Raw genomic sequence first — 18,284 nt, 5'->3', positions numbered from 1 at the left:
TGGCGGCCCGTCTTCCCCAGGCGCCTTTGTCGGTTGGCGTCGTGCGCCTCGTGGGCGCGACGCTCATCGACGGCACCGGATGTCCGCCGCTGGCGGATTCCGAGGTCGAGCTCGACGACGGGGTGATCGCCTACGCCGGACCGCGCCGAACCGCCGTGTCGTCTGGGCCGTCTGTGCCGACTGTCGACCTCGCGGGCACCTTCCTCATGCCGGGCTTCGTCGATGCCCACGTGCACCTGAGCATGGTTCCGGGCGACCCCGAGACGCAGCGCTCGCGCTTTCCTGAAGAGCATGTGCTCGAGACCGCAGAGGTGCTGAGAACCACCCTGCTCGCCGGCGTGACCACGGCACGCGACCTCGACGGCCTCACCCCGGGCTACCGCGACGCCATCGCGCGCGGCTCCGCCGTCGGGCCTCGGTTGCACCTAGCGATCTCGATGCTGTCGCCCACCGGAGGGCACGCCGACCCGGTGCGCCCCAACGGCTCGCTGCCCGCGTGGGCCGTGCGCCCGTCGATGCCCGCGCCGGGAGTCGTCGACACCGACGACGACGTCATCCGCACCGTGCGCGAGCTCATGCGTATGGGCGCCGACGCCATCAAGGTCTCGACCTCGGGCGGCGTCGGCTCGCCCACAGACGATCCGGCGGATGCGGGCCTGCCCGTGGAACACGTGCGTCTCGTGGCCCGGCTCACGGCCGAGCGCGGCGGGCGGCCCATCACCGCGCACGCTCTGACCGACGCGGCCGTTCGGGTCGCCGTTCTGGGCGGAGCCGCCAGCATCGAGCACGGTTACGACCTGAGCGACGACACGATCGAGCTGATGCTGCAGCACGGCACCGTGCTCGTGCCCACGCTCAGCACGCTGATGCGCACGCTCGATCCGGCGAGGACCTCGCCCGTTGTGCTGGCCGACCGCGCGGCGCGGCAGCGACGCGGCCTCGACTCCGTGCGCCGTGCCGTGGCAGCCGGCGTGCCCGTCGCCCTCGGCACCGACGCGGGAGTGCACCCGCACGGCCGCAACCTCGCGGAACTCGCGCGCCTCGTCGAGGTCGGCCTCGACCCGCTCGCGGCCATCCGGGCGGGAACCCTCGGCGGCGCCCGACTGCTCGGACTCGACGCCGACCTCGGAACGGTGGAGGCCGGCAAGCAGGGCGACCTGGTGGTGACCTCGGTGGATCCGCTGCAGCGCATCGGTGAGCTCGCCGACGCCTCCGCGGTGCGGATGGTGCTTCAGGCCGGACGCGTCGTCAAAGACCTCAGCGGCGGATCTCGATGAGGAGGATCCAGGCGTAGTACACGGCGACGAGGATGGCCGCGACGACGTCGAGAGTGAGCCAGTACAAGCCGCCGCCGGCGCCGGCGAGGAATGAGACGCCGCCCACGATCATGGGAACGGTGGCGACAGTTCCGAGCAGTAGCCGGCTGACGGTCCACCATCGCCGAGAGTCGTGGATTCCGACTCTGATGTTGGCGATGGTCACGAAGGCGAAGGACAGGACTCCGAGGCCGGTGATCGAGCTTCCGGCCATGGCGTGAGGTTGGTCGGGGGTGAGCATGATGACGCTCAGGAGTACCAGGCCGATGAGAAGCCCGAGCGTTTGAGCGGCCAGGGAGGGGAGGACTGGTGCGTCGAGGATGTGTTCGTGGTTCAACGAGACGGCGACGAAGATGAGGCCTGCGATGGCGGCCGCTGCACCGCCGACCATGATGAACTGCTCGTGCCAGTCGGCGAGGTCATAGGCCGTCATGAGAATGCCCCTGTCTGGCGGGTGTCAGCGGTGCCGTGCGCGGTGATGTCGTGGGCGCGGGGGTCGTTCATGGTCGCCTCGATGGCGTCGGCGACGATGGTCGGGTGCGACAGGAGCGCGAGGTGGCTGCCGGGGATTTCCGTGACGTGAGCGTCGGTGCGTACCGCGAACGCGTGCTGAAGTGCCGGATCGAGGATCTGATCGTCGGTCGACACAACGTAGTGGCAGGGCAGTTCCCGCCAGGCGATATCCGTGTCGATTGCGGTGATCAGGCAGGAGACATGAGTGGGCCCTTGAACGGCGGCGAGTACTTTTTGGGTATCGAGGGAAAGATCGGCCCCGAGGGCGGACCCGAACTGCTCGGGCCTGACGCTGGTCCACCCGTCGTCGCCGTAGACGATCGCGTGACCGCCCGGCATCTGGGCGGCAGAGTGCGAGATCGAAGCAACGGTCTCACCATGGACGGGGGCGTAAGCGGCGACGAACACGAGCGACTGCACAGTCGGCATCCCGGCAGCGGCAGCCGTTATGACAAACCCTCCGTAGGAATGCCCGACGACGACCGTTGCACCGATCTCGTCGATGGCGCGCCGAGTGGTGTCGATGTCGGCCTCGAGCGACGTCATCGGCAGTTGCACGGCGACTACCTGGTGCCCGCGTGCATGAAGCGCCTCGATGACACCGCTCCAGCTGGACCCGTCTGCCCATGCTCCATGGACCAGAACCACGTTCATTTCTTACCTCTCGCTTGATCTGACGAAGACCATTGCATTCCCGTGACGGGGTGCTGCGTGGCGCTGGTCGTCTTTTTGTCGGATCTCGACAAGGCAAGGCCGCGTCGGAGCCTTTTGCGACAGGTCAGCCCTCGAGCTGTACAGATGCGGCTTTGACGTGGCGGAGCACGATGGCGGTCTCTGCCACCGCCACACCGTCGAGCTCGGGCAGGCGGGTGCTGAGATAGTCGTAGAGGGATGCGGTGTCGTGCACGGCGAGGCTGACGAACAGGCTCGCAGGCCCAGTGACGGCGGCCGCATAGGTGACCTCCGGGTGTCTCGCCAGGGCTTCTCCGGCGGTGCGGAGTGCGCCGGATTCGGCGCGCAGCCACAGCATCGCCCTGACGGGCATCCTGAGCAGATGGAGGTCGATGTCGACGTCGAGACGCACGGTCCCCGTGCGAAGCAGGGTGTCGACGCGTCGTCTCGTACTGGTATCGCTGAGGGAGACGAGCTCAGCGAGGGCATCGATGCTCGCCCGACCATCTTCTCGCAGGGCTTTCATCAGTTGCCGGTCGACGGCATCCGGGGTATGCGAGCGTGCTGCAAGGGGTGAACTCCGATCTGTCAGAGCTGTGACCTGTTCGGGAGAGAGGGTGCCGTGCTTGGTGTACGAGCCGGTGTGGCCGCCGTAGAAGGTGTGCAGGATTCGGTCGGCCTGGATGCTGATGATCGCTTTGGTGTGCGCCAGTGTGTCGCCCAGAAGAACCTCGGCTGACTCGCCGACCGCGGCGAAGACGATGTCGGTCCCGGCTCCGCAGACGTTGATCCAGCTCGTGTCGTCTCGTTTGGCCAGGGCCGCGCTCACGGACTTCGCGGCGGACGGAACGCTCTTCACTCGGATGATCCATTGCGACAGGCTCAGCAGATCGAGGTCGGAGACGCCGACGACGTGCAAGACCCCGTGGCGCCGCAGTCGGGCGTACCGCCGCGCGACCGTCTGATCCGACACCCCGAGTACCGTTCCCAGCAATCGGAAGGGCGCACGCCCGTTCACCTGAAGCGCGTGCGCAAGAGCCCTGTCCAGCTCGTCGTAATTGTCAGTTTCCATCGTCAGATCATGTCTCAACGTCGAGAAAAGAGCAATGCTGGCGAGGGTCAGGCGAAAACAGTCGACGTGGCTCAGTCTGAGGTCATGTCTTCCTTCACTATCGATACCCACGCACACCTCGCCGTTCCCGCTGTTGAGGGACTCATTGCCAGCGCCCCCGGGGCTGACCACCAGCGCCTGAGTGATGCGGTGGCGATGGGGGCGGCGTCCGCAGATGTCAATCGGGCCAACATGCCCGGTGTCTGGCAGAAGCTCACCTCTATCGAGGAGCGATTGGAGTGGATGGATCGCAGTCGCATCGACGTGCAGCTGGTCAGTCCCCTTCCGTCTCCTCATGACTGGGCCGACGAAGACCTCGCGGCCTCGATCGTCTCCACCACCAACGCCGCCGTCGCCGAACACTGCGCCCTGGCCCCAGAGCGCCTCTACGGCATCGGAACGGTAGCCCTGCAGCATCCGTCTCTCGCCGTCGAGCAGCTGGTTGTGGCTCACGACGCGGGGCTGCGAGGGATTCAGATCAGCACCACCGCGGGGCCCGGCCGGGAGCTGGACCACTCGGACCTGGAACCGTTCTGGGCAACAGCGGCCGAGCTGGGGATGGTGGTGATGATCCACCCCTGGGGGTGCTCGCTGGGTGAACGACTCAGTGACTACTACCTCTTCAACACCGTCGGGAACCCGGTGGAAACCACCCTGGCGCTGTCCCGGATCATCTTCGGCGGCATTCTCGAGCGTCACCCGAAGCTGCTCCTGTGGGCGGCCCATGGTGGCGGCTATCTGGGCGCGTATCTCGGCCGCTCCGACCATGCCTGGGAGCAGCGCCCGGATGCCCACACCACGACAACCCGGCCGAGTACTCAGTTCCGGAGCGTTCACGTCGATGCTCTGGTGTACTCCGACATGCAGCTGCGACACCTGGTGGAGTCTCTCGGCGCCGACCAGATCATGCTCGGCAGCGACTATCCCTTCGATATGGGCCTCGAAGACCCCGTCGGCCGCCTCGAGATGGCCGGCGTGCCCGCCGACGCCATCGAGGCCATCCGCGGCACGAACGCGGCCGCGTTGTTCTCGATCGACAGGCACTGACCATGCGGTTCCTCGCCATCGGAGAGCGCACCTCTGACTACACCACCGCGCAGGCGTACGAGCTGATGGCTGCAGAGATGGATACGGCGCGCACCCTCTACGGGGAGCGCGTCATCCGAGAGGCCTATATGGACGACAGCTATGCAGACGCCGTCCTGCTCCTGGACGCGGAGGATCTCGCTGCCGCTACGACCCATGTGAACCGATACCCCATGGTGCAAGCCGGCATCATTCACTTTCGCATCACGCCGCTGGTCGGCCTGCCCGCGATCATCGCCGGCGCAACGCCCCAGGTCTGGCCCGATTGGTGGCCCGACAATTCTCGCTGACCGCCGGCACGAGTCCGTCGTCAGTCATCAAGGAAAAGGAAACCTCTCATGCGGAAGTGGCTGCCCCTGGTGGCGATCTGTCTCGGCACGTTCATGCTCCTGGTCGACGTGACCATTGTGAATGTCGCCCTGCCTTCTATGGCGATGGATCTTCGAACCGTGTTCTCGTCGTTGCAGTGGGTGGTCGACGCCTATGCCCTCGCCCTGGCTGCCCTCTTGATGGGCGTGGGCGCCATTGCCGATCTCAGCGGGCACAAGAAGCTCTACCTTCTCGGGCTCGTGCTCTTCGCTGTTGCCTCCATCGTCTGCGGGTTCGCACCCCACGCGGGCATCCTCGTTGCCGCACGCGGTTTGCAGGGCGCCGGAGCTGCAGCGATGTTCGCCACCACGTTCGCACTCATCAATGGCTCCTACCGGGGACGTGATCGCGGAACCGCGTACGGCGTATGGGGAGCGATCAGTGGTGCCGCGGCCGCCCTCGGGCCTGTCCTCGGCGGTGTTCTCACCGAGGGGATCTCATGGCGGTGGATCTTCTTCGTCAACGTTCCTGTCAGCATCGTGGCCATCCTGCTCTCGCGACGCGTATTGCCACGCGACCCACGCTCCACGCGCGAGCGAATCGACATCGCGGGGCTCCTCGTCTTCACCATCACCATCGGATCGGTCACGTTCGCCATGATCCGTGCTGGCGAGAGTGGCTGGGGTTCCAGCAGCGTTCTGCTCCTCCTCGGGATCGGCGCGATCGGGCTGATCGCCTTCATTCTCATTGAGCGTCGCGCGTTGCATCCCTTGATCGATCTCGCTCTCTTCCGTCAGCCCACGTTCGTCGGTGTCCTCCTGGCCGGCATCGTGCTCTACTTCTCCGCCTACGGGTACCTTCCTTACACCTCGATCTGGATGCAGACCCTTCTCGGCCTGACGCCCGTTCAAGCCGGCCTCGCCTCCCTGCCGCTGCCGGTGGCCTCATTCGCGGCGTCTCTCATCGTTGGCCGGTTCATCGCTCATGCCCGCGCCGGAAGCATGATCGGAATCGGACTTGTACTCATCGGTGCCGGAGCCCTCCTCAGCGCTCTCCTCGTCACCCGTGGGTCGAGCTGGCCGGCGCTGCTACCCGGACTGCTGATCGCGGGCATCGGCGTCGGCCTGGCCACCCCGACCCTCAGTGCCACGGGAGCTGCTGCGGTCGGCCCTGCTCGCAGTGGCATGGCGGCCGGCGCCGTCAATACTGCCGGCCAGCTGGGCTTCGCCTTCGGCGTCGCCATCCTCGGAAGTACCTTCAGTGCGCACGCCGCCACAGCGCTTGACGTCGCCGGCCTGCCATTTCCTCACGACAAGGCGATGCTCCTAGCGGGAGGGCAAGCGCAAACCCTGATAGCGCAAGCCAACCACTCCGAGGGCTTCACCGACCTCGCTCATACGGCCTTCGCCTCCGGCCTCGATGGCACGCTGCTCGTCGCCGGCATTGCCGCCGTGATCGCCGGCCTCGCCGTGCTCCGTCTCATCCGAGCCCCGAGGGAAGAGGCTCTCCACTCTCGATCGCATGCATGATCGTCGCGACCACGCGCTCGGGCGCCGCGTGCGGTATCGCGTGGCTGGTGTCGACCTCGTCGAGTGTCGCGCCCATGCGCTTCGCCATGTCGCGCTGGATCTCGGGGCGCAGGTGCTTGTCGCTCGTGGCCATCAGGTACCAGCTGGGCTTCGACGCCCAGGCGGGCACGGTCGTGGACTGCGTGAAGATCGCATCCGCTGAGACCCTGCTCTCGGCACGACCGGCGAGGCGCACCTCCTCGGGAACGTCCCAGGCGAGCTCGCGCCACGACTCCTCATCGGTCGCCGGGATCCACTCGCCGTCGGCGCCGCGCGTGAAGTACTTCGACACCTCGGCCGGCTCGTAGGAGCTGACGATCTGCTGCACCGACTCGCCGCCGTCGGGGGCGAACGCGGCGACATAGACGAGGCCGACCACCCGATCGTGCGTGCCTGCGGCGGTGATGACGGCGCCGCCGTAGGAGTGCCCGACGAGCAGCACGGGGCCATCGACGGCGTCGATCAGGGCGCGCACGTTGGCCTCGTCGTCGTACAGCGACTGTGAGAGGTTGTCGGCCAGGGAGAAGGAGTAGCCGCGCTCCGTGAGCAGCGGAACGACGGAGGACCAGGTGAAGGGGGTTCCGCCCATTCCGTGAACGAGGACGAGATGCATGGGGCTCTCCGTATTCATAGAAGACGACTTACGCAGCAAGCGGCAGAAGCACGGTCGGTGCCGGGGCGGCCTCGCGACCGGCGAACGGCACGGGCTGACAGACCATCAGGTAGTCGCCGGGCTCGACCGCCGAGAGATCGGCGTTCTCGAGGATCACCACACCCGCGCCGCACAGGGCCACGTGAGTCGGCCACGTCGCGGTGTTCGCGGGCGCCTCCATGGTCATGTAGTCGATGCCCGCGAAGAGCACGCCTTGCTCGACGAGCCACGCGGCGCCATCCGGACCGAGCCCGACCCACGTCTCCGACTTCTCCGGCCGGGTCAGCGCGTCGGTCGAGTTGCGGGTGCGGAAGAGCACGCGCGCGGCGCCCTCGGCGCCGGCCGCGGCGAGGTCGGCCGCCGTGATCTCCTCGACGACGTGGCGCAGGTCGAGCACACGAACCGGCCCCACGACGTTGTCGAGGGCGATCTGGTCGACGGTGGTGCTGCCGGGAACGAAGTGAGAGGGAGCGTCGACGTGCGTTCCGGTGTGGGCGCCAATGAGCCAGCGCGAGACGTCGGATGCGTAGCCGTCGGCCATCTGCTCGACCATCTCGAAGGTGGGGCGTCGGCCCCAGTGCAGCATCTCGCCGTGGATGGGGATGTTGATGTCAATGGCGTCGGTCATGGCGTCCTCGGGCTGGGAACAATCTCGGGCTGGGGAACAATCTTGGGCGGGAAAACAATAGAATGGATTCGCTTTGACCTATATTGTATCCAATCTGGAACGGGCCACAAGAGTTCTATTCCAGATGGAGCGTCACCGGAGGAGACCCCATGAAGTGCAGCGTGCGCGACTGGAGCAGCCCCTTCGATCTCGCCGGTGTCCCGCGCAGGGTCGTGCCGCTGGTGCTGGGCTACGAGCCCATCCAGGAGTCGCTGTCGGTGCGCGGCGGCGACCCGAAGCGGTTCCTGCTCGAGCCGGTCACGGGCGCGATCGTCGTCTACGACGACGGCTGGGCGCTCGTCGACGGCGGGTTCAACCTCGACGGCGTGCGCGACCCCGAGCGCCGCGCCGCCCACTACGACTACGAGAGCTACACGGCCGTCGTGCCGCCCGGAGACGCACTCGCCGAGGGAGTCTCGGCTGCGGGGCTCGACTATAGCGACCTGGCCTTCTGCGTCATCTCGCACCTGCACCTCGACCACACCGGAGGCCTGCGCCTCGCCCCCAATGGCACGCCTGTCGTGGTGCAGCGCCGGGAGTGGCAGTGGCTCGAGACCGGAATCGGTCGGCACGAGATCGTCGTCGCCGCAGACGTCCTCGACGCCGACGCGCAGGTGCTGCTGGTCGACGGTGACACGATCCTCGCGCCGGGCTTCACCGCGCTCGACACTCGCGGCCACACCCCCGGCCACCAGTCGTTCCGCGTCGACCTGGCCGAGCGCTCTATCGTGCTCGCGTGCGACGCCGCCGATCTGCAGCGCAACCTGACCGAGCGCATCCCGTGCGGGTGGACGGCGGTCGCCGGCGATGAGGATGCCGCGCAACGGTCGATCGAGCGGCTCGCCGACCTGGCTGGCGAGCCGGGCGTCGAGGTCTGGCCCGGGCACGACCCCGCGTTCAGCGCGTGGCAGCGCTGAGCGGTTCGAGCGCGGTGACCGCGTCGGCCTCCTCGCGGGCGGCGGCGATCTGCGCCGTCGACAGGCCCAGCACGCGCAGGCACGAGGCGGCGATCGTGGAGTCGTCGTCGGAGGCGTCTGCCGACGAGCCCGCTACCGCACCCCCGTCGCGGCGCAGCCGGATCACGAGCTCGGCGAGCTGAATCAGCACGTCGCCGATCCTCTCCTCGCTCATCGTGGCCGCCACATCGGGATGCGCCGCAGCCGCGCCGAGGCGGCCGTAGCTCGCGCGCAGCTGCTCCCGCTCGGCCCGGAACGCGTCGTAGCGCGGCTCCTGGATCTCGGGCAGGAGGTACAGCGTGCCGATGTTGTGCGGTGTCTGCCGCAGGGTTCGGGCGTCGACGCTGGCGAGCGCGAACAGCGCTCCGGCCGGCGTGATGTCGTGCGGGATGCGCGCCTCGACCTGCTGAACGAAGTCGATACTGGGGCGCACCGACCCGCTCAGCAGCTCCGCGAGGATCTCGTCTTTCCCGGCGAAATGGTAATAGAGCGACTGCTGCCGGATGCCCACCCGATCGGCGATCGCGCGCGTCGACGTTCCCGAGAACCCCGTCTCGGAGAACAGCGCCGCCGCGGCGTCGAGGATCTGCTCCCGCGAGCTCAGGGTCGGATTCGGCGTCTGGGCGCTGGCCCGGGGCCGACCCGCCTTGCCGGAGCCGGAGCCGGACCCGGAGCCCGCGCTTGAGCCGGAGGTGGAGACGGAACTCATGGGTGCCATGCTCTCACTAGATCGAGGCCTGCGCCCGTCGCCAGGCCAGCCATCCGCCGTGCCCGCTGATGTTCTCGGCACCGACCGTGGCGATCGGCTCGCAGAGGAACCCCGACACTACTCCGCCGTCGGACAGAGTCACCCGGCCGATGGTCATGGGCGAGGGCAGGGATGCGACGAACACCCCGAATCCGGCCGCCGGCAGCGACCAGATCTCACCGGCGATCGACGCGCCGTCGTGGTCGACGCGCAGCAGGCCCGGCTTGGGCGGCGTGGTGTCGAGCGCGAACAGGGCGTAGTCCGCGCTGGTCGTCGTGCTGCGCACGAACGAGCCCCCGGCCGCGACGAGCTGGTGGTTCAGCGGCTGGTCGGCGAGGTGGGCCCCGACCACGAGGATGTCGATGGTCGGCGACAGCAGGCGTTCTGCCAGCTGGTGCACGGCGAGGTCGTGGAAGGCGGGCGCGGTGATCATGACGCCGAACGGAAGTCCGTCGACGGTGCCGGCGGGAACGGAGGACGAGGCCATGTCGAGCAGGTTGGCGTAGTTCGTGTAGCGCCCCATGCGGCTGTTTCCGCCGATCGGGTCTGCGGCGATCTCGTCGAGGGTCGGATGCCACGTGGTGGTCGGGGTGAGCAGGGCGTCGCATCCGTCGAGGGCGGCTGTCGCGACGGCGCCGAGCCGGTCGAGCTCCTCGCGCGCGTGGAACAGCTCGACGGCGGTGCGATCGGCGCCGCCCAGCACGATGGTGGCAACAGACGGGTCGAGCTCGGTGCCGATGAGGTCGCGGTGTTCGTCGATATGCGCGCCCACGGCCGCGTAGCGCTCGGCGACGAAGGCGCTGTTGTAGAGCATCTGCGCGGCCTCGAGGAGGGCGGAGATGTCGACCTCGACGATGTCGACGCCGGTTGCGGCGAGGCGATCTGCCGCCGCGTGGAACGCCTCGGCCCAGCCGGGTGCCAGGCCTTCCAGCTGCGAAGCGGTGGGGATGCCGACACGGGGTCGCGGGGGAAGCGCGGCGGCCGTCGCGTGCTGGGCCTGCTCCTCGAGCGTGCGCGCCAGCGGGTCGAGTCCGTCGGGGCCGGCGAGCAGCTCCGCCGTCTGGCGCGCGAGGCCGACCTCGCGCGCGAAGACGGTGACGCAGTCGAGGGTGCGGCAGGCCGGCACGACTCCGGTCGTGGGGATGCGACCGCGGGTGAGCTTGACGCCGACGATGCCGTTAAGGGCCGCGGGCACGCGACCCGACCCGGCGGTGTCGGTGCCAAGGGCGACGTCGACGATGCCGAGCGCCACGGCCACGGCCGATCCCGAGCTGGATCCGCCGGAGATGCGGTCGGGTCGCCAGGCGTTGCGCACCGCGCCGAAGGGGCTGCGGGTGCCCACGAGTCCGGTCGCGAACTGGTCGAGGTTCGTCTTGCCGATGATCACGGCGCCGGCCGCCCGAAGCCGGCCGACCGCGGTCGAATCCGCATCCGGCCGATAGGCGAAGCTGGGCGCGGCCGCCGTGGTGTCGAAACCGGCCGCGTCGATGTTGTCCTTGACGCCGGCCACGGTTCCGGCGAGGGGCAGGCTCTCACCCGCGGCGACGCGGGCGTCGATCGCCGCCGCTTCGTCGAGCGCGTCCTGCCGGTCGCGCAGGCTGATCCAGATCTCGGGGCGGTCGACGGCGTCGATGCGCCGGTAGGCGGCGTCGACCCGGTCTACTGCTGTCGGGGTGAGGGTCATGCTGCTGCTCCAATGATCGAGATGAGAATCTGGCCGGGCGACACCTGGTCCCCGGGTCGCACGTGGATCTCGCCCACGATGCCGTCGTGTGTGGCCGAGACGGATGACTCCATCTTCATGGCTTCGAGCGCCATCAGCTTCTCGCCGGCGCTCACCGCCTGACCGGGTTCGACGGCGATCTGCCACACCGTCGAGGTGAACGGCGCGGCCACGCCGAACGAACCCTCGGCGACGACGACGGCGTTGGCCGGCGCGCTCGCCTTCTCGTCGGGGCGCACATCGAATTCGCCGGATGCGCGCCAGCGCTCCTTCTCCTCGCCGAACGCGCGCGCCTGCGTCTCGCGGAAATCGGCGATGGAGTCATCGTTGTCGGCGAGGAAGCGCTGGTAGTCGGCGATCGCGAATGTGCCCTCCCGCGTCTCGAACTCGCCGCGGCCGGCGTCGGTCTCGGCGCGCAGCTCGAGCAGCTCGTCGGCGCCCACCGGGTACCACTCGATGCGGTCGAAGAAGCGCAGCGCCCACGGATTCTCCTGGAACAGGCCGCCGCGGCGGAAGCGGTTCCAGACCTGCACGGTGCGTCCGACGAACTGGTAACCGCCGGGGCCCTCCATGCCGTAGATGCAGAGGTAGGCTCCGCCGATGCCGACCGAGTTCTCGGCGGTCCAGGTGCGGGCGGGGTTGTACTTGGTGGTCACGAGCCTGTGCCGCGGGTCGAGCGGCGTGGCCACGGGCGCCCCGAGGTACACGTCGCCGAGTCCGAGCACGAGGTAGGTCGCGTCGAACACGGTCTTCAGCACGTCGTCGACGGAGTCGAGCCCGTTGATGCGGCGGATGAAGTCGATGTTCGACGGAGTCCAGGGCGCGTCGGAGCGCACGCCGTTCATGTACCGCTCGATGGCGAGGTGGGTCGCCGGGTCGTCCCACGACAGCGGCAGTCGCACGGTTCGCGAGGGCACGACCAGCTCGTGGGTCGCGGGGATGTCCTGCTCGAGTTCGCGCAGCAGCCCCGCCAGCGCGGTGGCCTTCAGCTCGGAGGAGTCGGTGTGGATCTGCAGCGACCGGATGCCGGGCGTCAGCTCGAGCACGCCCTGGGGCGACTCGCTCTGCAATCTCTCCATCAGCGCGTGCACGCGCATCCGCAACCCCAGGTCGAGCGTGAGGTCGCCGTACTCGACGAGCAGATTGTCGTCGCCGTCGCGGCGATACGTGACCGAGGGCCGCGCGTCGGTCGCCTCGAGCCGGTCGATCACGCCGTCGTCGCCGTCGCCGCCGGAGGTCGCGACGGTGAACGAGGCGCGGTCGGCGTCGAGCGCGGCCGCGTCGGCCTCGCGCACGGGAACGAAGCGGATGGTGTCGCCGGGGCGCAGCTGCCCGAGCTTCCAGAGTTCGCCGCTCGCGACCACCGCAGGGCAGACGAAGCCGCCGAGGCTCGGGCCGTCGGGGCCGAGGATGATCGGGGTGTCTCCGGTGAAGTCGATTGCTCCGACCGCGTAGGGGTTGTCGTGGATGTTCGAGGGGTGCAGGCCCGCCTCGCCGCCGTCTTCGCGAGCCCACTCCGGGCGCGGGCCGTCGAGGCGCACGCCGGTGCGCGCCGAGTTGTAGTGCACCGTGTAGTCGGTGGAGTAGAAGACGTCGAGGTCGCCGCGGGTGAAGAAGTCGGGCGCCCCGTGCGGCCCCTCCGTGACTCCGATCTGCCAGTTCGTCGACAGCGCCGGCCGTCGATCGGCGGGGGTGGCGCCGCCGACCCGCGTGAGACGGGTGCCCGCGGGGAAGGCCGGATGTGCTGCGTCGGAGTCGGGCGAGCCCGGTCGCAGCACGTCGCCCGGCAGCAGGGCGCGGCCGGCGTGCCCGCCGAATCCGCCGAGCGTGAAGGTCGACGCGCTTCCGAGGTACAGCGGCACGTCGATGCCGCCCCGGATGGCGAGGTAGGAGCGCTGGCCCGGGCCGTGCAGGGTGCCGATGCTCAGCACGCTGCCGGCGGCCACCTCGACCGGCTGCCACATCGGCAGCTCGGCGCCGTCGAGGGTCGCGGATGCCGGTGCGCCGGTCAGGGCGATCAGGCCCGGCGCGCTGAATCGCAGGGTGGGCCCGGTGGCCGTGATCTCGAGGCCGGGTGCGCCGGCGGGGTTGCCCACGGCGAGGTTGGCCTCCGAGAACGAGACGGCGTCCATCGGGCCGCTCGGCGGCACGCCGACCTGCCAGTAGCCGGTGCGGCCCGGCATGTCCTGCACCGTCGTCATCGCGCCGGCATCCAGCACGTCGATGCGAGGATCGGGATCTGCCGTGCTGTCGAGGGTGGAGGTGGAGTGCGCGGCGGCGCGCAGGCCGGTCTCGTCGGTGAGCGAGCGCAGCAGGCCCAGGTTGGTGACGACGCCGTCGACGCGGCTGGCGTCGAGTCCCTCTCGCAGCAGATCGAGTGCGGCGTCGCGGGTGGGAGCGGCGGCGATGACCTTGGCGAGCATCGGGTCGTAGTAGGGCGACACCTCGAGGCCGGTCTCGATCCAGCCGTCGATGCGCACGCCGGTGAGGGCCGGGCTGCCGAAGCCGGGGAAGGCGGCCTGGGTAACGAGTCCCGAGCTGGGGAGGCCGTTCTTGTCGGGATCCTCGGCGTAGACGCGGGCCTCGAAGGCGTGGCCGCTCGGTTCGAACGGAGTGGTGAAGATCGCGGGGTCGATGCCGTCGGCGCCGTCGCGGGCGAGGCGCAGCATCAGAGCCACCAGGTCGACGCCGTAGACCTCCTCGGTGACCGGATGCTCGACCTGCAGCCGGGTGTTCACCTCGAGGAACGAGGCCTCCTCGCGGATCGGGTCGTAGACGAACTCGACGGTGCCGGCGGAGCGATACCCGACCGACGCCGCGAGCGACCGGGCGGAATCGTGCAGTTGCCGGCGCACGGCATCCGGAAGCGCGGGAGCGGGCGCCTCTTCGATGACCTTCTGATTGCGTCGCTGCAGCGAGCAGTCGCGGTCGCCGATCACGGCGACGCGGCCGTCACCCGCGCCGAACAGCTGCACCTCCACATGGCGGGCCGGCCGCACGAGGCGCTCGAGGAAGACGCCGGCCGAGCCGAAGTTCTTCTCGCCGAGACGGGCGACCCGGTCGTAGGCCTCGCGCACCTCGTCGAGGGTGGTGCAGGCCTGCATGCCGATTCCGCCGCCGCCACCGGTGGCTTTCAGCATGACCGGAAGTCCGATGCTCTCGGCGGCCCCGACTGCCTCGTCGGTAGAGGAGAGCAGGCCGGTTCCGGCGAGCATCGGCACGCCGGCGAGGGCGGCGAGCTCGCGTGCCGTGTGCTTCTCGCCGAACGACGCGATCTGCGCGGCCGTGGGGCCGATGAAGCTCATGCCCGCGGCCTCGACGCGTCGGGCGAACTCGAGGTTCTCCGACAGAAAGCCGTAGCCGGGGTGGATGGCGCCGACGCCCAGCCGCGCGGAGGCGGCGAGGATCGCGTCGATGTCGAGGTACGACTCCCGGGCCGGTGCAGGCCCGAGGCGCACGGCCTCGTCGGCCTCGCGCACGTGCGGGGCGGCGCGGTCGGCGTCGGAGTAGACCGCGACCGTTCGAAGGCCGAGCGTGCGCGCCGAGCGGATGATGCGGCGCGCGATCTCGCCCCTGTTCGCGATGAGCAAGGTGTCGAAGGCGGGGGTCATGCGTTGTCCGGTCCTGTCTCGCGCAGCGGGTCGGTGACCAGCATGCGCAGGGGGGTGCAGTTGAAGTCGTTGCAGGGATTGTTCATCTGGGGGCAGTTCGAGACGATCACGAGCACGTCCATCTCGGCCCGGATGGCGACGCGCTTGCCCGGAGCGGACATGCCGTCGACGATGCCGAGCGCGCCGTCGGGCTCGACGGGCACGTTCATGAACCAGTTGATGTTCGAGACGAGGTCGCGGGCGCCCAATCCGTGGCGGGCGGCCTCGGCCAGGAAGTTTTCGCGGCAGCCGTGCTGGTGCTCGGTGTGGAACCCGTAGCGCAGCGTGTTCGACTCCTTCGAGCAGGCGCCCCCGATCGTGTCCTGCCTGTCGATCTCGTTACCGGTCACGGTCATCAGCGGGCGGCCGAGGTTGGAGCGGAGGACCGATCCCTCCCTGAGGTAGGCGTTGCCCTGCCACGCGAGGGTGTCGGGCGCCGAGTAGCGCTCGTCGGTGTCGTGCGCGTTGTAGACCAGGAAGTCGGCCGACTGGTTGCCGCCGACGTCGACGATGGTGAGCGTCTGCCCGGCGAGGAGCCGCGCAGACCAGGGCGCGAGTGGGGCGACGGTCTGGTCGAGCACCACGGGGCCGGATGCGAGGGGCCCGTTCGGGTCGAGCGTGGTGCCGTCGACGTAGTGGGCGCCGACGGGAACCGTCGTGACGAGGGCGCGGCCTGCAACGGTGTGGGTGGTGGTGCTGGTGCTCACAGTGCTCGGGCCTTCGCGTAGTCGATCGAGTTCAGATAGGCGCGGTTCACCTCGGGCGTGGCGGTGAACTGCGGGTCGCCGGGCAGGGTGGGCTCGCCCGGCCAGGCGTGAACGACGAGCGGTCCGACCAGGTAGTCGTCGGCCGGATCGAGCGGGTGCGGCACATTGACGATCAGCACGACCAGCGGAAGCTCGGCCACCAGCTCGACGTGCGCGCCCGAACCGGCGCTGCCGATAAAGGTCAGCGCGCCATCCGGTTCGACCCGAACGCCCTGGAAGAACGAGACGCTCGGCGGCAGGTCGCGCCCGGTGAGCCCGTGCTTGGCCGCGGCCAGCAGAAAGCGCGAGCGGCCGGATGGCGACGGCCCCTCGGGAGCCGCCGATCCGTATTTCGCCGTGGTCAACTCGTCGGTGCTCGTGCCGCAGAACGTGTCGTGGTGGCCCGAGGTGTCGGCCGTGATCGTGGCCAGCGCGCGGCCGTCGCCGGAGAGTAGCGGGTGGCCTGTGCCGAGGTATGCCTGCCACGGGATCTTGATGGTGTCGGCCACGTTGAGCCGTTCGTTTGTCTCGAGGGCGTTGAACACGACGACGTGGGCGCACGCCGTGCCCGTGGGGTCGTCGAGCCGCAGCCGGGTGCCGCGGGCGATGACCTTGTGGGTGTACCCGCCGGGGGCGACCGTCTCGGCCCAGACGAGGGCGTCGCGATCGACCCCCGCGGGGACCACGGGTGACGACGAGGCGGGCCGGTAGGGCATGTACTCCGAGGTGCGTTCGGCCTGCGCGCGTGCGTCGGCTCTCGCCGCCAGCACGCTGTCGGTCTGGTGGTCGTCGGCTATCGAGGTCATGGTGCCGGTGCTCTCTTTCGGGTGGTGCGGGTGGGGCTTCGTGATCGGGTTCGGGTCTGCCTAGGCGATCGTGGCAACGGCGCCCGCCTGCGCCCCGGGCACGGCCGAGGTCGGCAGGTGTCCGAGCAGGATCGCGCCGTGTCGGCTGCGGCCGTGGCGGTGCACGAGGAAGCCCGCAACGAGCGTGGCGCCGATGAAGAGCAGGGCGCTCCACTGCAGCCACCAGGTCTCGCCGGTGAGGTCGTAGATCTCGGCGCGGGGCCAGACCAGGTTCACGACCATGCCGATCTGGTAGGCCACGGCGATTACGTTCACCGGGATTCCCCAGCGGCCCAGGGTGAAGAGCGGCTTGCCGTCTTCGTCGACGCCGGGCGGAAACCCCTGGCCGGGCGTTCTGAACCGGCGCACGAGCAGCGGCACGGTGACTCCGAGGTAGGCCAGGTAGAGCATGGCGATGCAGAGGCTCGAGAGGGCGGTGAAGATGGCCGACTGTCCGAAGTTCACCGCGAGGGCGAGGGCCGCGCCCACGCCGACGACCACGCTGGTGGCGATCGGGGTACCGGTGCGCGGCGATACCGCGGCGAGGGTGCGCCAGAACGGCAGGGCGCGCTCGCGGGCCATCGAGAACATCATGCGCGAGCCGGATGTCTGCACCGCGAGGGTGCAGGCGAACACGGCCACCGCGACGGCCACGAGCAGCAGTCGACCGAACACCGGGCCGAGGCGCTCGGTGACGACGTAGGCGATTCCGCCGCCGGCGAGGTTTCCGTCGGTCAGGCTGGGGGCGGCGACGAGGGCGGCGATGATCAGCAGCGCTCCGCCGAGTCCCGACACGACGACCGCTCGGATGATCGTCTTGGGAATCGTTCGGCGCGGAGCGTGCGTCTCCTCCGCCAGCTCGCCGGCGGAGTCGAAGCCCACGAGCACGTACGCCGCCATGAGCGACGAGGCGAGGAAGGCCCAGATGTAAGGGGAGTCGGTGGCACCCGCCCCGTCGGTGGTGAAGACGGCGGAGGGGCTGCGCGCGGGCAGGAGCAGCAGAGCGACGACCAGCACGACCACTCCGACGATCTCGATGAGCACGCCCACGCTCGTGGCGAGGGCCATGATGCGCACGCTGAGAATGTTGACGACGGTGGTGATCACGAGCAGGATCACGCCGAGCAGCACGGCGTTCTGCGCGCCGGTGGCCGAGGCCAGCGAGGGGTCGGCTTTCGGTCCGCCGACGATCTGGAAGCCGTCCCAGATGGCGGGAAGCACGGCCTGCACGGCGATCGCGGCGACGGCCACGGTGAGGGTCTGCGCGACGATCATGACCCAGCCGGTGAACCAGCCGAAGGTGGTGCCCGCGAGTCTCGATGCCCACTGGAAGATGGAGCCGGCGATGGGCCAGCGCGCGGCGAGCTGCGCGAAGTTGAGGGCCACGAGCAACTGGCCCGCGAACACGAGCGGCCAGGTCCAGAAGAACGCGGCCCCGCCGATGCCGAAGCCGAGCCCGAAGAGCTGGAACACGGTGGTGAGGATGGACACGAACGAGAATCCGGCCGCGAACGACGCGAAGGAGCCCACACCGCGGTGCAGTTCCTGACGATAGACCTTGTGGTTCTGGGATGGAGCGGGGTGGATCGGGGTTGGTTCCAGGGTGCTCATGGGCACGACCTTCCGCAGAAGAACACTCGAATACCTGTCGATTGACAGGTGATGTTCTCATGCTGGGCGATCGCAATTGCGAGCCCGTTTCACCCGTGTTAACTCTGGGTT

The 18,284-nt window shown here is 69.1% G+C and carries 16 protein-coding genes; 5 read left to right on the top strand and 11 right to left on the bottom strand.

From position 1 onward, the window contains the following. Positions 1 to 26: 26 nt before the first annotated feature. The gene (locus ASF06_RS09440) at positions 27 to 1,277 is read left to right on the top strand and encodes a metal-dependent hydrolase family protein (protein WP_235500958.1); all 1,251 of its coding nucleotides are present in this window, start codon (positions 27 to 29) and stop codon (positions 1,275 to 1,277) included. On the opposite strand, the gene ASF06_RS09435 is transcribed toward ASF06_RS09440, so the two are convergent. The 3 genes from ASF06_RS09435 to ASF06_RS09425 all read right to left on the bottom strand — a co-directional run bounded on the left by ASF06_RS09435 (position 1,258) and on the right by ASF06_RS09425 (position 3,573). Next, the gene (locus ASF06_RS09435) at positions 1,258 to 1,749 is read right to left on the bottom strand and encodes a hypothetical protein (RefSeq protein WP_055945884.1); all 492 of its coding nucleotides are present in this window, start codon (positions 1,747 to 1,749) and stop codon (positions 1,258 to 1,260) included. The two genes, ASF06_RS09440 and ASF06_RS09435, sit on opposite strands and share 20 nt — an antisense overlap. Further along, positions 1,746 to 2,483: an alpha/beta fold hydrolase gene (locus tag ASF06_RS09430; protein ID WP_055945882.1), complete on the bottom strand. Its 738-nt coding sequence runs from the start codon at positions 2,481 to 2,483 to the stop codon at positions 1,746 to 1,748. The genes ASF06_RS09435 and ASF06_RS09430 overlap by 4 nt, the downstream gene beginning before the upstream one ends. A 124-nt stretch (positions 2,484 to 2,607) precedes the next feature. After that, positions 2,608 to 3,573, bottom strand: coding sequence for an Lrp/AsnC family transcriptional regulator (locus tag ASF06_RS09425; RefSeq protein WP_055945879.1), 966 nt, complete (start codon positions 3,571 to 3,573; stop codon positions 2,608 to 2,610). Positions 3,574 to 3,582: 9 nt separating this feature from the next. Between ASF06_RS09425 and ASF06_RS09420 the strand changes: the two genes are divergently transcribed. From ASF06_RS09420 to ASF06_RS09410, 3 genes are read left to right on the top strand one after another with little or no spacing between them, the layout of a single operon-like run. Beyond that, positions 3,583 to 4,659 (top strand): amidohydrolase family protein, encoded by a 1,077-nt coding sequence (locus ASF06_RS09420; RefSeq protein WP_235500957.1) that lies wholly within the window; start codon positions 3,583 to 3,585, stop codon positions 4,657 to 4,659. Between the two features lie 2 nt (positions 4,660 to 4,661). Continuing rightward, a complete protein-coding gene (locus ASF06_RS09415) occupies positions 4,662 to 4,988 on the top strand; it encodes a hypothetical protein (protein WP_055945876.1) in 327 nt (108 codons plus the stop codon). A 48-nt stretch (positions 4,989 to 5,036) separates the two neighbouring features. Next, a complete protein-coding gene (locus tag ASF06_RS09410) occupies positions 5,037 to 6,536 on the top strand; it encodes a DHA2 family efflux MFS transporter permease subunit (protein ID WP_055945872.1) in 1,500 nt (499 codons plus the stop codon). On the opposite strand, the gene ASF06_RS09405 is transcribed toward ASF06_RS09410, so the two are convergent. Both ASF06_RS09405 and ASF06_RS09400 read right to left on the bottom strand, forming a co-directional pair. Further along, a complete protein-coding gene (locus ASF06_RS09405; RefSeq protein WP_055945869.1) occupies positions 6,487 to 7,188 on the bottom strand; it encodes an alpha/beta hydrolase in 702 nt (233 codons plus the stop codon). The genes ASF06_RS09410 and ASF06_RS09405 overlap by 50 nt on opposite strands. 28 nt (positions 7,189 to 7,216) lie before the next feature. Next, positions 7,217 to 7,855 (bottom strand): cyclase family protein, encoded by a 639-nt coding sequence (locus ASF06_RS09400; RefSeq protein ID WP_055945866.1) that lies wholly within the window; start codon positions 7,853 to 7,855, stop codon positions 7,217 to 7,219. Positions 7,856 to 8,004: 149 nt separating this feature from the next. On the opposite strand from ASF06_RS09400, the gene ASF06_RS09395 reads away from it, so the two are divergent. Further along, positions 8,005 to 8,811: an N-acyl homoserine lactonase family protein gene (locus tag ASF06_RS09395; RefSeq protein WP_055945863.1), complete on the top strand. Its 807-nt coding sequence runs from the start codon at positions 8,005 to 8,007 to the stop codon at positions 8,809 to 8,811. Here ASF06_RS09395 and ASF06_RS09390 read toward each other — a convergent pair. The 6 genes from ASF06_RS09390 to ASF06_RS09365 form a co-directional block, all read right to left on the bottom strand. Then, on the bottom strand, positions 8,792 to 9,559 hold the full coding sequence (locus tag ASF06_RS09390) for a TetR/AcrR family transcriptional regulator (RefSeq protein ID WP_055945860.1): 768 nt from the start codon (positions 9,557 to 9,559) through the stop codon (positions 8,792 to 8,794). The two genes, ASF06_RS09395 and ASF06_RS09390, sit on opposite strands and share 20 nt — an antisense overlap. Positions 9,560 to 9,575: 16 nt before the next feature. After that, positions 9,576 to 11,282 (bottom strand): allophanate hydrolase, encoded by a 1,707-nt coding sequence (locus ASF06_RS09385; RefSeq protein ID WP_055945857.1) that lies wholly within the window; start codon positions 11,280 to 11,282, stop codon positions 9,576 to 9,578. Continuing rightward, entirely contained in the window at positions 11,279 to 14,932 is a 3,654-nt protein-coding gene (uca, locus tag ASF06_RS09380) for an urea carboxylase (RefSeq protein WP_055945854.1), read from the bottom strand. The genes ASF06_RS09385 and uca overlap by 4 nt, the downstream gene beginning before the upstream one ends. Beyond that, on the bottom strand, positions 14,929 to 15,555 hold the full coding sequence (locus tag ASF06_RS09375) for an urea amidolyase associated protein UAAP2 (RefSeq protein ID WP_235497191.1): 627 nt from the start codon (positions 15,553 to 15,555) through the stop codon (positions 14,929 to 14,931). Before ASF06_RS09375 ends, uca begins: the two co-directional genes overlap by 4 nt. A 119-nt stretch (positions 15,556 to 15,674) precedes the next feature. Next, on the bottom strand, positions 15,675 to 16,523 hold the full coding sequence (locus ASF06_RS09370) for an urea amidolyase associated protein UAAP1 (RefSeq protein ID WP_082500815.1): 849 nt from the start codon (positions 16,521 to 16,523) through the stop codon (positions 15,675 to 15,677). Positions 16,524 to 16,583: 60 nt separating this feature from the next. Continuing rightward, complete coding sequence (locus tag ASF06_RS09365) at positions 16,584 to 18,173, bottom strand: APC family permease (protein ID WP_055945845.1); 1,590 nt, start codon at positions 18,171 to 18,173, stop codon at positions 16,584 to 16,586. Between the last annotated feature and the right edge of the window lie 111 nt (positions 18,174 to 18,284).

Source organism: Agreia sp. Leaf244 (genome assembly GCF_001422695.1).
GTDB lineage: Bacteria > Actinomycetota > Actinomycetes > Actinomycetales > Microbacteriaceae > Agreia.
The sequence above is the reverse complement of the archived record's forward strand: the minus strand, read 5'-3'. Positions and strand labels throughout refer to the sequence as shown.

Excerpts from the sequence above, each read along its gene's own strand:
- ASF06_RS09425 (WP_055945879.1), bottom strand. The coding sequence starts at position 3,573 with ATGGAAACTGACAATTACGACGAGCTGGACAGGGCTCTTGCGCACGCG.
- uca (WP_055945854.1), bottom strand. The coding sequence starts at position 14,932 with ATGACCCCCGCCTTCGACACCTTGCTCATCGCGAACAGGGGCGAGATC.
- ASF06_RS09410 (WP_055945872.1), top strand. The coding sequence starts at position 5,037 with ATGCGGAAGTGGCTGCCCCTGGTGGCGATCTGTCTCGGCACGTTCATG.
- ASF06_RS09400 (WP_055945866.1), bottom strand. The coding sequence starts at position 7,855 with ATGACCGACGCCATTGACATCAACATCCCCATCCACGGCGAGATGCTG.
- ASF06_RS09385 (WP_055945857.1), bottom strand. The coding sequence starts at position 11,282 with ATGACCCTCACCCCGACAGCAGTAGACCGGGTCGACGCCGCCTACCGG.
- ASF06_RS09430 (WP_055945882.1), bottom strand. The coding sequence starts at position 2,483 with ATGAACGTGGTTCTGGTCCATGGAGCATGGGCAGACGGGTCCAGCTGG.
- ASF06_RS09365 (WP_055945845.1), bottom strand. The coding sequence starts at position 18,173 with ATGAGCACCCTGGAACCAACCCCGATCCACCCCGCTCCATCCCAGAAC.
- ASF06_RS09370 (WP_082500815.1), bottom strand. The coding sequence starts at position 16,523 with ATGACCTCGATAGCCGACGACCACCAGACCGACAGCGTGCTGGCGGCG.
- ASF06_RS09395 (WP_055945863.1), top strand. The coding sequence starts at position 8,005 with ATGAAGTGCAGCGTGCGCGACTGGAGCAGCCCCTTCGATCTCGCCGGT.
- ASF06_RS09390 (WP_055945860.1), bottom strand. The coding sequence starts at position 9,559 with ATGAGTTCCGTCTCCACCTCCGGCTCAAGCGCGGGCTCCGGGTCCGGC.
- ASF06_RS09435 (WP_055945884.1), bottom strand. The coding sequence starts at position 1,749 with ATGACGGCCTATGACCTCGCCGACTGGCACGAGCAGTTCATCATGGTC.
- ASF06_RS09405 (WP_055945869.1), bottom strand. The coding sequence starts at position 7,188 with ATGCATCTCGTCCTCGTTCACGGAATGGGCGGAACCCCCTTCACCTGG.
- ASF06_RS09420 (WP_235500957.1), top strand. The coding sequence starts at position 3,583 with ATGTCTCAACGTCGAGAAAAGAGCAATGCTGGCGAGGGTCAGGCGAAA.
- ASF06_RS09415 (WP_055945876.1), top strand. The coding sequence starts at position 4,662 with ATGCGGTTCCTCGCCATCGGAGAGCGCACCTCTGACTACACCACCGCG.